Consider the following 14,877-nt stretch of genomic DNA (forward strand, 5'->3'; position numbering starts at 1 on the left):
TGCTCCATGGGCATCGTAAGTGGAAGCAGCATTCCTGAGCTGCTTTCCAAACCTAGCCGATGGCGGCAGTGCGTCAATGCAGGGATCGGTGACCGGATATGTCCCGGCGCGCAGGCCCGGTATATGTGGGGCTCCCGCCCGATTCAGGCCCGGTTTGGCTGAGTAAGAAAAGGTTTCCGCGGCGCGTGCGCTTACGGTTCCCGACGACGCTGCTGATGAATCCAGTCGACGATATCGCCTTCCGGGGCGTAGCCGCTGACGGTGTCACCGAGGATCTGCCGAACGCGAGTGTAATCGTCATCGTCGAGCGCCTTGAGCAGATGCGAGAGGCTTTGCTTGAAAACGTCCCACGAAAGGAAATCTTCCTGGGCGCTCATGATCATCGGGTGGCGAGTCGCCGCAACGTTGTTGCCGATCAACAGCTCCTCGTAGAGCTTCTCGCCAGGCCGCAGCCCGGTGAATTCGATGGCAATGTCGCCTTGCGGGTTGTGTTCCGAGCGAATGCTCAGGCCCGACAGATGCACCATCTTCTCCGCCAGCTCGATGATGCGCACCGGCTCGCCCATGTCGAGCACGAACACGTCGCCGCCCTGCCCCATGGAACCTGCCTGAATCACCAGTTGCGCGGCTTCCGGGATAGTCATGAAGTAGCGGGTGATCTTCGGGTGCGTGACCGTCAGCGGCCCGCCGGATTTGATCTGCTGATGAAACAGCGGAATCACCGAGCCGGAGGAACCCAGCACGTTGCCGAAGCGCACCATGATGAATCGCGTCTTGTTGACCTGATGCACATTGGAGCGATCGCCGAACATGACCGGCGCGGTTTCGCGGCTCAACGCCTGCAGCGTCAGCTCGGCCAGTCGCTTGGTGCTGCCCATCACGTTGGTCGGGCGCACGGCCTTGTCGGTTGAAATCAGCACGAAGTTGGCCACGCCCGCCTGCAGCGCCGCCTGGGCAGCATTCAGCGTACCGACCACATTGTTAAGCACGCCCTCGGCAATGTTGTGCTCGACCATCGGCACATGCTTGTAGGCCGCCGCGTGGTAGACGGTATTGACCTGCCAGGTTTTCATCACGTCCAGCAGCTTGGCGTGATTGCGGATCGAACCCAGAATGGGCAGCAATTTGACCTTGAGCGACTCGCGAGCGACGCGCCGCTCCAGCTCGGTGAGGATCGTGTACAGGTTGAATTCGCTATGATCGAGCAGCAACAGCGTGGTCGGCTTCAGGAGCAGGATTTGCCGACACAGCTCCGAACCGATCGAGCCCCCCGCCCCGGTCACAAGCACGCACTGATTCTTGATGCAGTGTTCGAGCAATTCTTCCTGGGCAGGCACTGCGTCGCGGCCGAGCAGGTCGGCGATGTCGACTTCCTGAAGATCGTCGACCTTCACCCGTCCCGCGGCCAGATCAGAGAAATTCGGCACGCTGCGCACGTGCAGCGGGAAGCCCTCGAGAAACCCCAGAATTTCCCGTCTCCGCGCCCGTGCCGAGGACGGGACCGCCAGCAGGATTTCCTGCGCGCCCGTGACGTTGATCATCTGCTGGATGTGCTTGGGCTTGTAAACTTGCAGCCCGGAAATGACCCTGTTGGAGATCGAATCATCGTCATCGATGAATGCCACCGGACGCATTGACCGGCCCATGCGCAATGCGGCAACCAACTGGTTACCCGCCGCACCGGCACCATAAACGGCCACTTTGGGCAGCCCATCGTCCCGGGTGGCAAAAGGAACATGGCGAACGGCGGAGAACCAGTCCCCCAGGAAATACTGACGCATGGCCAGGCGCAGTCCGCCAATCATGACCATGCTCAGCCACCAGTAATTGAACATCACCGATCGCGGTACGACATGCTGGTGGTTGCTGTAGAGGTAGACGATAAACCCGAGAATCAGCGCCGAGAGGCTGACAGCCTTGATGATCGCGATCAGCGCGTCATTGCCGAAATAGCGCATGACTGCGCGGTACATGCCGAAACGAATGAACAGCGGGATAGCAACAACGGGCGCACAGGCGAACAGCCAGGTGTGGATTTCCAGGGGGTTGATGAGTTCGTCGATGCCCAGGCGGACGACAAACGCCATCCACAAGGCAAACCAGATCAGACAGACGTCTGCGGCGACCTGCATGATCCGCTTGTGCCGGCGAGGCAGCGCCAGCAGCGAAGTACGAATTTTCTCCATTTTCCCCTCAAGCACGCGTTCAAACTCCTTTCAGTCGACCCCTGCGCCGACCATTGATTCCTGTCCCGCCGGGGGATTCGGATCAACAGCTTCAGCGCCAATGTCCACGCTCAGCTCTTTTCAAGCGCCCCTGCTTTGAACAGGACCGCCAGAGCGAGCAGTGGAGCGTAAGCAATGATCACGCCGAGTGCGCCGTCCAGATTGAAACGGGTGACACACACAGCGACCGGCAACAGCCAGCACAGATTGATTACACCGACTGCGGACGTCACCGGAAGGTGCTTGCCAAAACGTCGCGAGGCGAATTGATAAGCGTGACTTCTGTGAGCCTCATAGACCTTGTCGCCCCGAACGAGCCGACGGATGAGGGTTACTGTAGCGTCTACGATGAAAACCCCGAGGAGAATAAGCCATACCCACAAGAACTGCGAGGAAATCCACGTGCCCTGCAATGATAGACAGCCCAGCATGATGCCGAGGAATCCGCTGCCGGCGTCGCCCATGAAGATCTTTGCCGGGGGAAAATTCCAGAGCAGAAAGCCCGTCACTGCGCACCCCAGCAGGACCGGCAGCCACACCAGCGAGGCGAAACCGCTCAGCGCGTAGATGATCGCCGCGCCCACGCAGACACAGATCGCCTCAACGCTGGCAATGCCATCGATGCCATCCATGAAGTTGTACAGATTGAGCAGCCACACCAGATAGAACGCCGCCAGCACGTTAACGATCAAGCCCGGCGCCAGCGTCATGCCGAACACGCTGATCGCAGGAAGACCACCCAGCCAGAACAACGCCCACGCCGCAGCAAAAAAATGCCCCAGCAGACGCCATCGCGCTGCGATATGACCATGATCGTCGAGAAACCCCAGTGCGGCGATCAATGCGCCCGCGCCAAACATGGCCAGAAACAGGTCGCGCCCCAACAGTCCTGTAGAGACCATCCAGACCAGCACCATCAGGTAACTGATGACAATCGCCACACCACCGCCGCGCGGCGTCGGAATCGTATGGGAGCTTCTGCCGTTGGGAATATCAATCAGACTCTTGTGCAGCGCATACCGTCGCAATACATGCGTTAGCGCAAACGAAAAGACCACAACAGCAACCGCGACCCACCAATAATTCATGCTCGATCCGTAACCAGAAAATGCTCGACGGTCTTCTTCAAGCCGTCCTCTACCGACACCGGGGGCTGCCACTGCAACCGCTCGCGGTTTTTGCTGATGTCCACCCGCAGCGATCCCAGCACCCGCTCGGCCGCCGATTTGCGACCCAACAGGGTGGCGCCGAGCATGATAAGGGATTCGGGGACCGGAATGAGCCAACAGGATGCACGCAGGTGCGCGCTGAGGCGGCTGGCCAGTTCAGTGGTCGACAGGTCCCGGCCATCACTGACCAGAAAGACCTGATTCGCAGCAGCAGGATGATCGATGCAAACCTGGATAAGGTCGATCAGGTTATCCAGCGAAACCAGGCTGCGTGCGTTGTTCACTGAACCGAGTGGTAACGGCACGCCTCTGCGCAACGTGCGCATCAGTTGTAGGAAATTGGCTTTGACCCCTGGCCCGTACACCAGCACCGGACGGATGATCACCACGTCCATCGTAGAGGTCTTTGCGAGGGTCAGAAGGCCCTGTTCCGCTTCGTGCTTGGAAATGGCGTAGGGATCGCTCGGATTGGGAGCGTCGTCCGCACGAAAGCATTCGCCCCGTGCCGTTGATTCGCCGTTGACCTTGATCGTACTGATGAAGATGAAGCGCCGGACACCGGCTGCAGCGGCCTGCTCCGCCAGATGCAGCGTGCCGAGGGTGTTGACCTCCCGGTACAGCGAAAGCGGGTCAGCGGCCGTGTCGCGCATGACATGCACACGCGCTGCCGCATGAACGACCGTATCGACGTCGTGTAGGACTGTCTGCCATGAGGTGTCGGCATTCAGCCCGGCAACAGTGGCCGTCGTCACGGTTGGAGAAGAGTGGGTCGTCGCTTGTCTGCTGACCGCGACAATGTGCGCGTCAGACAGGTGTGCAAGGTGGTCAACCAGCGCTGTTCCTAAAAATCCCGAACTCCCTGTTACCAGGATTTTTCTGGTCATATCCGATCCATGCACATAAAGATTCGCCGTCCATCATGACGGCCGCTGCGTGGCAGCGGCGCCATTGTAGACGATTGACTCGCGGCCCTGCCATTCAGTCAGCAGGGCCGTGGGCCAGGTGCATCACTTGCCGTTGATCAGCGCTTCGATCTCTTTGACCTTGGCTTCTACCAGGGCTGGATCACGACGGCTCTCGACGTTCAGACGCAGCAAAGGCTCAGTATTCGAACCGCGCAGGTTGAAGCGCCATTCGGCGAACTCAAGGCTGATGCCGTCGGTTCTGTCGATGTTCGAGCAAGACGGCGTGTAGTGTTCCAGGATCTTGGCGATGATGGATTTGACGTCTTCGACCTTGTAGTTGATTTCGCCGCTGCACGGATAGGCAGCCATGCGCTCATCAACCAGTTGCGAGAACTTCTTGCCGGACACAGACATCAGCGCGGCGACCAACAGCCACGGGATCATGCCGCTGTCGCAGTAGGCAAAATCGCGGAAGTAGTGGTGAGCACTCATTTCGCCGCCATACACGGCGTCTTCCAGGCGCATGCGCTCCTTGATGAAAGCGTGACCGGTCTTGCACAGCACCGGCGTACCGCCCGCCTGCTTGACCTGATCGATGGTGTTCCAGGTCAGGCGTGGGTCATGAATGATTTTCGAGCCAGGGTGTTGCTTGAGCAGCATTTCGGCCAGCAGGCCCACCAGGTAGTAACCCTCAACGAAACGGCCTTGCTCGTCAAAGAAGAAACAACGGTCAAAGTCACCGTCCCACGCCAGGCCCAGGTCACAGCCGTGCTTGAGCAGCGCGTCCCGCGTGATGCTGCGGTTTTCCGGAAGCAGCGGGTTCGGCACGCCGTTGGGGAAATTGCCATCCGGTTCAGCGTTGATGATCACCCACTCGAAAGGCAGCTGGGAGCGGATCGCGTCCAGTGCAGGACCCACAGCGCCATTGCCCGGGTCGGCCAGGATCTTCAATGGACGAAGGTCGGCACCTTTGACGTAGGTCAGCAGGTGTTCGATGTAGGCGGTTTTGTCCGGCTTGGACTGGACGCTGCCGTGCTGAGCCGCCACTTGACCGAAGTCGCCCGCATCCACGCGCTGGCGAATGGCATCGAGCCCGGTGTCGCCGCTGATGGGACGGGACGATTTCTGGACCAGCTTCATGCCGTTATAACCCTTCGGGTTATGACTGGCAGTGACCATCACGCCGCCGTCTGCATCGTAGTGGCTGGTGGCGAAATAGACTTCTTCGGTACCGCACAGGCCGATGTCGATGACATCGGCGCCGGCTTCCTGAATGCCTTTGATCAATGCCTGAGCGAGAGCCGGGCTTTCAAGACGCATGTCTCGGCCTACAACGATATTTTTGGCACCCAGTTCAACAACCATGGACCGACCGATGCGGTACGCGATGTCATCATCGAGGTCATTGGGCACTTGGCCACGGATGTCGTAGGCCTTGAAGCAGCGAGTCTGCAGAGCGGGATAGTCGGAACTCATGTGTAAAAACCTATGCGACGAAAAAACCCGAAGGTTCCTCTGTTCAGTAGAAGCAGCTCGAATAACGAACTGCACGCAACCCTCGCGCCTGAAAGCTTGAGGCGTGGGTTAGGCATTAAAAAAGGAGATTAGTTATAAGTGCGCTTGTAATTATCTTGAACGCAAGCGTTGAGGTGTCTGGCGCGCGGGATTCTATCAGGGCAGACGTGACGCTTTGGGCTTCCTGCGCAGACGCGCGATTGAGACCAACAGGGGGCCAATCAGCATGCCCACCAGCAGTGCAAAGATCACCGGCACGGCGACAGGCAGCTCGGGCGCATTCCAGCCAAAGAACACCAGTGCAACGGCTTGCTGGTTTTCCAGCACAAATACAACAATCGCCGCTGCGATCAACAGGGCGATAACTAAAAAGATTAGACGCTTTACATTTCGCATGAGAACCCCTCAAAGAGCTATTGGAGCTCATGCTCCTCTTCTTCGTTCACCCGGTCGCGGAGCTCTTTGCCTGGCTTGAAGTGAGGGACAAACTTGCCGTCGAGGCTGACAGACTGACCTGTCTTTGGATTACGGCCTACGCGGGGCGCGCGGTAATGCAGCGAGAAGCTGCCAAAGCCGCGTATTTCAATACGGTCGCCCGTCGCAAGGCACTGCGACATCTGCTCAAGCATGGTCTTGATGGCCAACTCCACATCTTTGGATGAGAGCAGTCCTTGATGGGTGACAATTCGTTCGATCAACTCCGACTTCGTCATATTTTTCCCTTCTTTTTCAAGCAGCTAGGTAAAGCGCTTTGAAGGTTTTAGCATGACCTGAAGGATTTGAACAGAGTGTGTCCAGACTTAAATGAGACGAGCTTCTAGATCGTCAACCGGCCAATGGCCGAATCTGCCGTAAAACACCCGCCCACAAAAAAGGGCGACCGAAGTCGCCCTTTTTCAATGGTCAGACAGAACTCAGTTCTGTTTTTCCATTTGAGCACGCAGCAGGTCACCCAGAGTGGTAGGACCAGTGCTTTCAGCAGTTTCAGGCTTGCTACGCAGGCTCTGAATCGCTTCTTTCTCGTCTTCAACGTCTTTCGACTTGATGGACAAGCTGATCACGCGGCTCTTGCGGTCAACGCTGATGATCTTGGCTTCGATCTCTTCGCCTTCTTTCAGAACGTTACGCGCGTCTTCAACGCGGTCACGGCTGATTTCGGAGGCTTTGAGGGTCGCTTCGATGTCGTCGGCCAGAGTGATGATGGCGCCTTTGGCGTCAACTTCTTTAACGATACCGCGGACGATAGCGCCTTTGTCATTGACAGTGACGTACTCGGAGAACGGATCGCTTTCCAGCTGCTTGATGCCCAGCGAGATGCGCTCACGCTCTGGATCAACCGACAGGATCACGGTGTCAAGCTCGTCGCCCTTCTTGAAACGACGTACGGCTTCTTCGCCCACTTCGTTCCAGGAGATGTCGGACAGGTGAACCAGACCGTCGATGCCGCCGTCCAGACCAATGAAGATACCGAAATCGGTGATCGACTTGATGGTGCCGGAGATCTTGTCGCCCTTGTTGAACTGGCCAGAGAAATCTTCCCACGGGTTAGATTTGCACTGCTTGATGCCGAGGGAGATACGACGACGCTCTTCGTCGATGTCCAGGACCATGACTTCCACTTCGTCGCCAACCTGAACGACTTTAGACGGGTGGATGTTCTTGTTGGTCCAGTCCATTTCGGAAACGTGTACCAGGCCTTCCACACCTTCTTCCAGCTCTGCGAAGCAGCCGTAGTCGGTCAGGTTGGTAACACGCGCGGTGACGCGAGTGCCTTCCGGGTAACGAGCCTTGATAGCAACCCATGGATCTTCACCCAGTTGCTTCAGACCCAAGGAAACACGATTGCGCTCGCGATCGTACTTCAGGACCTTTACATCAATCTCATCGCCAACGTTGACGATTTCCGATGGATGCTTGATACGCTTCCACGCCATGTCGGTGATGTGCAGCAGGCCATCGACGCCACCCAGATCGACGAATGCGCCGTAATCGGTGAGGTTCTTGACGATACCCTTGACCTGCTGGCCTTCCTGCAGCGATTCCAGCAGAGCTTCGCGCTCGGCGCTGTTTTCGGCTTCCAGGACACTGCGACGGGAAACGACAACGTTGTTGCGCTTCTGGTCCAGCTTGATGACCTTGAATTCCAGCTCTTTGCCTTCCAGGTGCGTGGTGTCGCGCACTGGACGGACGTCAACCAGAGAACCTGGCAGGAACGCACGGATGCCGTTAACGTCGACTGTGAAGCCGCCTTTAACCTTACCGTTGATAACGCCCTTGACCACTTCCTCAGCTGCGAAAGCCGCTTCCAGAACGATCCAGCACTCGGCACGCTTGGCTTTTTCGCGGGACAGCTTGGTTTCGCCAAAGCCGTCTTCGACCGCGTCCAGCGCAACGTGCACTTCATCGCCAATCTTGATGGTCAGCTCGCCAGCGTCGTTGTGGAACTGCTCCAGCGGGATGAGGCCTTCAGACTTCAGACCAGCGTGAACGGTGACCCAACCAGCCTGGTAATCGATATCGACGATGATCGCGGTGATGATCGAACCGGCCTGAAGGTTAAGAGTCTTTAGGCTTTCTTCGAAAAGTTCAGCAAAGCTTTCGCTCATTTTAATTCCTGTTGATAAGGGCGAAGAATACGCCCATCTGCCACGCTCCAGACAACGTGGGTTTCGTTCATATGAAAGAAAGCCTGCGGGACTATGACTGGTCTCCCACATGGCTTTCTGGTCATCCGGCGAGATCGCGGAGTGCGACTTCACTCAGGATGCGTTCAAGCACCTGCTCGATGGACAATTCGGTGGAATCCAGCTGAATGGCGTCATGCGCCGGCTTGAGCGGGGCTACCGCTCGCTGGGTGTCGCGCTCGTCGCGGACACGGATCTCATCTAGCAGACTCGGCAGACTAACATCGTCACCCTTGGCCTTCAACTGCAAATATCGTCGGCGGGCACGCTCGTCGACGCTGGCCGTCAGAAAAATCTTCAATGGCGCGCCGGGAAATACCACCGTGCCCATGTCGCGGCCGTCGGCAATCAGCCCCGGAAACTCCTGAAACGCCCGCTGGCGCTGTAACAATGCTTCGCGAACCGCCGGCAACGAGGCCACCTGCGACGCGCCACTGCCCACGTGCTCATTGCGGATGGCCGACGTCACGTCCTCACCTTCCAGGATAATGCGCTGACCGTGGTCGTCGGTCGCTGCCATGAACTGCACATCCAGATGCGCAGCCAGCAGCTTCAATGCTTCTTCATTGGTCAGGTCGACGCCATGGTTGACCGCGGCGAAGGCCAGCAGCCGATACAGCGCGCCGGAATCCAGCAGGGACCAGCCCAGACGTTTGGCCAGCTTGCCCGCCACTGTGCCCTTCCCGGAACCGCTGGGTCCGTCGATCGTAATGACCGGAGCTTGAACTTTCACGATTGCCCCTCTTGCGTTACACGAATACCCACCTGAGCACACAGCGTCAGGAAACTGGGAAATGAAGTCGCCACATTGGCGCAGTCCCGGATGTGGATCGGGCTGGCCGCGCGCAGCGACGCGATACTGAATGCCATGGCGATGCGGTGATCACCTTGCGCATTGATTTCACCACCGCCGACGGTTCCACCATCAATAATGATGCCATCTGCAGTCGATTCAACGTTTATACCGAGCGTCGCCAGACCGTCGGCCATGGCTTGAAGTCGGCCGGATTCCCTGACACGCAGGGCCTGGGCACCGTTAAACACCATTTGCCCTTCGGCGCACGCGGCGGCAATCAGAAGTGCCGGAAGCTCGTCGGTAGCCAGGAGCACCAGTGCCCGGGGTATATCGATCCCTTTGAGGCGGGCATGGCGCACGCGCAGATCCGCCACAGGCTCACCGCCGGCGTCGCGCAGATTAAGCAGCGTGATGTCCGCACCCATCAGGCGCAGGATATCGATAACGCCCGAGCGCGTCGGGTTGACGCCCACGCCTTCCAGAATCAGGTCGGAGTCTTCGGCGATGGAGGCTGCCACCAGGAAAAACGCCGCCGAAGAAATATCAGCGGGCACTTCGATGCGTGCTGCCTTGAGCTCTACCCCTGACTGCAGCGCCGCAGTCCCGTCATGGACAGCAACCGAATGGCCGAACCCTTGCAGCATACGCTCGGTGTGGTCCCGGGTCGGCGCCGACTCATGCACCATCGTTGTGCCATTTGCGTAAAGACCGGCGAGCAACAGCGCGGATTTCACCTGAGCGCCGGGCAACGGCATGTCGTAGCGGATGGCCTGAAGCCACTGCCCGCCGCGAACGGTCAGCGGCGGTCGGCCGTCCTCTGCGGTTTCGATCACCGCGCCCATCTGGCGCAATGGCTCGACGACACTGGTCATCGAGCGCCGGGACAGCGACGCATCGCCGGTCAGCACGCTGTCGAATCGCTGCGCGGCCAACAGGCCACACAGCAGGCGCATCGACGTGCCCGAGTTACCGAGGTAAAGCGGCCCCGGAGCGGGTTGAAGCCCGTCAAGCCCAACGCCATGAATGGTCAGGCGACCGTGGTGCGGCCCCTCGATGACCACGCCCATGTCGCGGAAGGCCTGCAAGGTCGCCAGCGCGTCTTCGCTCTCAAGCAAGCCCTCGACGACGCTAGTGCCTTGGGCCAGTGACCCGAGCATGATCGCCCGGTGGGAAATCGACTTGTCCCCCGGCACGCGAACCCGCCCCCTGACCACGCCGCCCGGCTGGGCAATAAAGCTGAGGTCGGCGTCTGAGGTTTTTTCAACGTAGGCACGGCGGGCGAGGATCTTGCCGAAATGCTCCCGGGCGACGCGAGCCCGGGTGAACACGCCGAGCAGTTGATGTCCATCGCCTGCATCGACTGCGTCGCGCAACGCATCCAGGTCACTGCGGAAGGTGTCGAGGGTGCGCAGCACCGCCTCGCGATTCGCCAGGAAGATGTCATGCCACATCACAGGATCGCTGCCAGCGATGCGCGTAAAGTCGCGAAAGCCGCCCGCTGCATAACGGAAGATGTCGAGGTTTTCGTTGCGCTTGGCCAGGGAATCCACCAGACCGAAGGCCAGGAGGTGAGGCAAATGACTCGTCGCCGCCAGCACCTCATCGTGACGCTCGACCTGCATGTGCTCCACGTCAGCGCCCAGAGCCGACCAGAGACGATCGACCAGCGCCAGCGCAGAAGAGTCGGTTTCAGCCAGCGGTGTAAGGATGACTTTGTGCCGCTTGAATAGCTCGGCGTTGGAGGCTTCCACCCCGCTCTGCTCGGAGCCGGCAATCGGGTGGCCGGGTACGAAGCGCGCGGGCATCACACCAAACGCCTCGCGGGCAGCACGGACCACATTGCCTTTGGCGCTGCCGACATCGGTCAGCACGGCATTGCCCAGGTCCAGGCCTGCCAGTATCCCGAGGAGCTTTTCCATGGCGAGGATCGGCACGGCCAACTGAATGACGTCCGCCCCTGTGCAAGCGGCAGCGAGACTGTCTTCACAGCGATCAACCACGCCCAGTTCGACGGCCAGTGTGCGCGATTGCGGATCGAGATCGACGCCCACCACTTCGCGACACAAGCCACTCTCCTTCAAGCCTTTGGCGAATGACCCTCCGATCAAGCCGAGACCGACCACCACCAGTCGGCCGATCACAGGCTCAGCGGGTTGCAAGGACATGACATCAACCACGCGCCAAAACCTTGCTCAACGCCTCGAGAAAGCGGCTGTTTTCTGCTGGCAGACCAATGCTCACCCGCAGATGATCGGGCATGCCGTAACCGCCGACCGGACGAACGATGACGCCTTCGCGCAGCAATCCTTCATAAACCGAAGCGGCTTCGCGCCCCAAGTCCACGGCGATGAAGTTGGCCTTTGAGGGAATCCAGTCCAGGCCCATCCGGCCAAGCCCTTCTTCCAGCTGCTGCATGCCGGCTTCATTCAGCTGACGGCTTTGCGCAACATAGTCAACATCGTCCAGCGCGGCGCAGGCAGCTGCCAGTGCAAGGCTGTTGACGTTGAATGGCTGACGCACGCGGTTCAGCACGTCCGCCACGACCGGCGAGGACAACGCATAACCGACGCGCAACGACGCCAGGCCATAGGCCTTGGAGAACGTCCGCGAGACCAGCAGGTTCGGATAGGCACTCAGGAAGTCGAGTCCGTCAGGCAGTTCGGCACCTTCGGCGTATTCAATGTAAGCCTCGTCCAGCACCACCAGCACGTCCCTGGGCACCTGAGCGAGGAAATCCGCCAATGCGCTTGGCCCAAACCAGGTCCCGGTGGGGTTGTTCGGATTGGCGATGAAGACGACCCGGGTGTTGCTGTCGATGGCGGCGAGCATGGTCGGCAGGTCGTGTCCCCAATTCTTTGCCCTGGCGATGTGAGCGGTTGCGCCCACGGCCTGGGTGACGATTGGATAGATCGCGAAGGCGTGTTCACTGAACACCGCATTGAGCCCCGGCGCCAGATAGGCACGGGCGACGATTTCCAGAATGTCATTGGAGCCGTTGCCGAGCGTCACTTGCTGAGGCTGCACTCCACAGGCTTGCGACAAGCGCTGCTTGAGCTCGAAACCGTTGCCGTCGGGGTAACGGGTCAACTCCGCCAGTGCGTCGTTGATCGCCCGCAACGCCCTGGGGCTCGCGCCCATCGGGTTTTCGTTGCTCGCCAGCTTGATGATGCGCGCCGGATCGATACCCAGTTCACGGGCCAGTTCGTCCACCGGTTTGCCGGGAACGTAAGGCGATAGTTTTTGCACGCCGGGCTGTGCCAGCGCGAGGAAGTCGCCGCTCATGTATCGCATTACCTTTTCAGTGAAACCTGTGGGCTACAAGTCCGGACGCAGGATCAAAGTACTGCCTTCGGATAGGAACCCAACACCTTGAGCGCCACGGCTTCCTGGCTGATTTGCTCGAGAACGGCCTTGATCAGCGGGTCGCGGTAGTGGCCGACGAAATCGATGAAGAACACGTAGGTCCATTTACCGCTTCGCGAGGGCCGCGTCTCGATCCGCGTCAGGTCGATGCCGTTTTCGTGGAAAGGCACCAACAGTTCATGCAGCGCACCGGGCTTGTTGCTCATCGACACAATGATCGACGTCTTGTCGTCGCCCGTCGGCGGCACTTCCTGATTGCCGATCATGAGGAAACGCGTGGAGTTGTCCGGACGGTCTTCGATCTTCTCGGCAATCCGCGTCAGGCCGTAAAGGCCCGCCGCCATATCACCGGCGATCGCCGCCGAGTTCCACTCGCCTTTGACCCGCTTGGCCGCCTCGGCATTGCTGGCGACAGCGACGCGCTCGACGTTCGGGTAGTGCGCGTCCAGCCATTTGCGGCATTGCGCCAGGGACTGCGCGTGGGAATAGATGCGGCTGATGCTGTCGGTCTTGGTGCTCTCGCCCACCAGCAGATGGTGGTGAATACGCAGCTCGACTTCGCCACAGATGACCATGTCGTGTTCAAGAAAGCTGTCCAGGGTGTGGTTGACCGCACCTTCGGTGGAGTTCTCCACCGGGACGACGCCGAAGTTCACCGCACCGGCGACGACTTCGCGGAACACTTCGTCGATCGCAGCCATCGGCTTGCTGATCACAGCGTGGCCAAAATGCTTCAGCGCCGCCGCCTGGGTAAAAGTGCCTTCCGGGCCGAGATACGCGACCTTGAGCGGCTGCTCAAGCGCAAGACACGAGGACATGATTTCGCGGAACAGCCGCGCCATCTCTTCGTTGCTCAACGGGCCACGATTACGCTCCATGACGCGCTTGAGCACCGCTGCTTCACGTTCAGGGCGATAAAACACCGGTACTTCGCCAGCCGGGAGACCGGCCATCTTGACGCGCGCGACTTCCTGGGCACAGCGGGCGCGCTCGCTGATCAGCTCCAGAACCTTTTCGTCCAGGCTGTCGATGCGGACCCGCAGTGCCTTGAGCTCTTGTTCAGACATTAGCCGTGTTCCTTCTCGAACTCTGCCATGTAGGCGGTCAGGGCATTGACCGCATTGATGTCGATGGCGTTGTAGATGGAGGCGCGCATGCCGCCCACCGAACGGTGGCCCTTGAGGTTCAGCAGATTGCGCGCTTCGGCACCCGCGAGGAACGGCTTGTCCAGGCGATCATCGGCCAGACGGAACGGCACATTCATCCACGAGCGATCGGAGGGGTTGATCGGGTTGCTGTACAAGCCGCTGGCGTCGATGAAGTCGTACAGCGTGCGCTGCTTGAGCTCATTGCGCACGGCCATGGCTTCGACCCCGCCCTGCTCTTTCAGCCATTCGAAGACCAGACCGGACAGGTACCACGCCAGTGTTGGCGGCGTGTTGTACATGGATCCGTTGTCGGCGGCGACTTTGTAGTTGAGCATCGTTGGACACAGCGAGCGCGCGCGACCCAGCAGGTCCTCGCGGATGATCGCCACGACAATGCCGCTCGGGCCGATGTTCTTCTGGGCGCCAGCGAAGATCATGCCGAAACGCGACACGTCGAGACGGCGCGAGAGAATATCCGAAGACATGTCAGCAACCAGCGGCACGTCACCGGTTTCCGGAATCCAGTTAAATTGCAGACCACCGATGGTCTCGTTGGGCACGTAGTGAACGTAGGCTGCGTCTTTCGACAGCTTCCACTCGCTCTGACCGGGGATAGCGAAGTAATCGGCGGGTTTGGCGCTGGCGGCGACATTGATATTGCCGTAGCGGGATGCTTCTTCAATGGCTTTCTGGGACCAGATGCCGGTGTCGATGTAGTCGGCCGTGCCGCTTTCCGGCAGCAGGTTCAACGGAACCTGAGCGAATTGCTGACTGCCGCCGCCTTGAAGAAACAGCACTTTGTAGTTTGAGGGGATGGACAGCAGGTCGCGAAAGTCCTGCTCCGCCTTGGTGGCGATGGAGACGAACTCGTCGCTGCGATGGCTCATTTCCATGACGGACAGGCCTTTGCCATGCCAGTCCAGGAGTTCGGCCTGGGCGCGCAGCAGAACAGCTTCAGGGAGCGCGGCAGGACCTGCGCAGAAGTTAAAGGCTCGCTTGCTCATATCCACTCTCGTCGTGTCACTGAATTAATTTGGAACGGGTGAAGTGCGGGGAGGTGCTGAACAGGGAC

12 protein-coding genes are annotated in these 14,877 nt (G+C 59.4%); all 12 read right to left on the minus strand.

Annotation, left to right across the window (positions count from 1 at the left end; all coding sequences use genetic code 11):
- Window positions 1–191 precede the first annotated feature (191 nt).
- Complete coding sequence (locus FX982_RS00655; RefSeq protein ID WP_172609257.1) at window positions 192–2,186, minus strand: polysaccharide biosynthesis protein; 1,995 nt, start codon at window positions 2,184–2,186, stop codon at window positions 192–194.
- Between the two features lie 110 nt (window positions 2,187–2,296).
- The gene (locus FX982_RS00660) at window positions 2,297–3,313 is read right to left on the minus strand and encodes an MraY family glycosyltransferase (RefSeq protein ID WP_172609258.1); all 1,017 of its coding nucleotides are present in this window, start codon (window positions 3,311–3,313) and stop codon (window positions 2,297–2,299) included.
- Window positions 3,310–4,278 carry a UDP-glucose 4-epimerase family protein gene (locus tag FX982_RS00665; RefSeq protein WP_172609259.1) on the minus strand — a complete coding sequence of 323 codons (969 nt, stop codon included), beginning with the start codon at window positions 4,276–4,278 and terminating at the stop codon, window positions 3,310–3,312. The genes FX982_RS00660 and FX982_RS00665 overlap by 4 nt, the downstream gene beginning before the upstream one ends.
- 123 nt (window positions 4,279–4,401) lie before the next feature.
- Entirely contained in the window at window positions 4,402–5,775 is a 1,374-nt protein-coding gene (locus tag FX982_RS00670; protein WP_122535646.1) for a phosphomannomutase, read from the minus strand.
- Between the two features lie 195 nt (window positions 5,776–5,970).
- Window positions 5,971–6,210 carry a lipopolysaccharide assembly protein LapA domain-containing protein gene (locus FX982_RS00675; protein WP_122535647.1) on the minus strand — a complete coding sequence of 80 codons (240 nt, stop codon included), beginning with the start codon at window positions 6,208–6,210 and terminating at the stop codon, window positions 5,971–5,973.
- A gap of 17 nt (window positions 6,211–6,227) precedes the next feature.
- Window positions 6,228–6,527 carry an integration host factor subunit beta gene (gene ihfB, locus FX982_RS00680; RefSeq protein WP_037011901.1) on the minus strand — a complete coding sequence of 100 codons (300 nt, stop codon included), beginning with the start codon at window positions 6,525–6,527 and terminating at the stop codon, window positions 6,228–6,230.
- A 201-nt stretch (window positions 6,528–6,728) separates the two neighbouring features.
- Window positions 6,729–8,420: a 30S ribosomal protein S1 gene (gene rpsA / locus FX982_RS00685; RefSeq protein WP_065992985.1), complete on the minus strand. Its 1,692-nt coding sequence runs from the start codon at window positions 8,418–8,420 to the stop codon at window positions 6,729–6,731.
- A 121-nt stretch (window positions 8,421–8,541) separates the two neighbouring features.
- Window positions 8,542–9,231, minus strand: coding sequence for a (d)CMP kinase (gene cmk / locus FX982_RS00690; protein ID WP_065992981.1), 690 nt, complete (start codon window positions 9,229–9,231; stop codon window positions 8,542–8,544).
- Complete coding sequence (locus FX982_RS00695; protein ID WP_254074957.1) at window positions 9,228–11,435, minus strand: bifunctional prephenate dehydrogenase/3-phosphoshikimate 1-carboxyvinyltransferase; 2,208 nt, start codon at window positions 11,433–11,435, stop codon at window positions 9,228–9,230. Before FX982_RS00695 ends, cmk begins: the two co-directional genes overlap by 4 nt.
- 28 nt (window positions 11,436–11,463) lie before the next feature.
- Window positions 11,464–12,576 (minus strand): histidinol-phosphate transaminase, encoded by a 1,113-nt coding sequence (gene hisC / locus FX982_RS00700; RefSeq protein WP_172609261.1) that lies wholly within the window; start codon window positions 12,574–12,576, stop codon window positions 11,464–11,466.
- A 53-nt stretch (window positions 12,577–12,629) separates the two neighbouring features.
- On the minus strand, window positions 12,630–13,724 hold the full coding sequence (gene pheA / locus FX982_RS00705; RefSeq protein ID WP_122535649.1) for a prephenate dehydratase: 1,095 nt from the start codon (window positions 13,722–13,724) through the stop codon (window positions 12,630–12,632).
- Complete coding sequence (serC, locus tag FX982_RS00710; protein WP_172609262.1) at window positions 13,724–14,809, minus strand: 3-phosphoserine/phosphohydroxythreonine transaminase; 1,086 nt, start codon at window positions 14,807–14,809, stop codon at window positions 13,724–13,726. Before serC ends, pheA begins: the two co-directional genes overlap by 1 nt.
- Window positions 14,810–14,877 lie beyond the last annotated feature (68 nt).

It is taken from the genome of Pseudomonas graminis, from assembly GCF_013201545.1.
In the GTDB taxonomy this organism is placed as follows: Bacteria; Pseudomonadota; Gammaproteobacteria; order Pseudomonadales; family Pseudomonadaceae; genus Aquipseudomonas.

Coding starts and splice junctions, on each gene's coding strand:
- FX982_RS00655 (WP_172609257.1), bottom strand. CDS start 2,186: ATGGAGAAAATTCGTACTTCGCTGCTGGCGCTGCCTCGCCGGCACAAG.
- FX982_RS00660 (WP_172609258.1), bottom strand. CDS start 3,313: ATGAATTATTGGTGGGTCGCGGTTGCTGTTGTGGTCTTTTCGTTTGCG.
- FX982_RS00665 (WP_172609259.1), bottom strand. CDS start 4,278: ATGACCAGAAAAATCCTGGTAACAGGGAGTTCGGGATTTTTAGGAACA.
- FX982_RS00670 (WP_122535646.1), bottom strand. CDS start 5,775: ATGAGTTCCGACTATCCCGCTCTGCAGACTCGCTGCTTCAAGGCCTAC.
- FX982_RS00675 (WP_122535647.1), bottom strand. CDS start 6,210: ATGCGAAATGTAAAGCGTCTAATCTTTTTAGTTATCGCCCTGTTGATC.
- ihfB (WP_037011901.1), bottom strand. CDS start 6,527: ATGACGAAGTCGGAGTTGATCGAACGAATTGTCACCCATCAAGGACTG.
- rpsA (WP_065992985.1), bottom strand. CDS start 8,420: ATGAGCGAAAGCTTTGCTGAACTTTTCGAAGAAAGCCTAAAGACTCTT.
- hisC (WP_172609261.1), bottom strand. CDS start 12,576: ATGAGCGGCGACTTCCTCGCGCTGGCACAGCCCGGCGTGCAAAAACTA.
- pheA (WP_122535649.1), bottom strand. CDS start 13,724: ATGTCTGAACAAGAGCTCAAGGCACTGCGGGTCCGCATCGACAGCCTG.
- serC (WP_172609262.1), bottom strand. CDS start 14,809: ATGAGCAAGCGAGCCTTTAACTTCTGCGCAGGTCCTGCCGCGCTCCCT.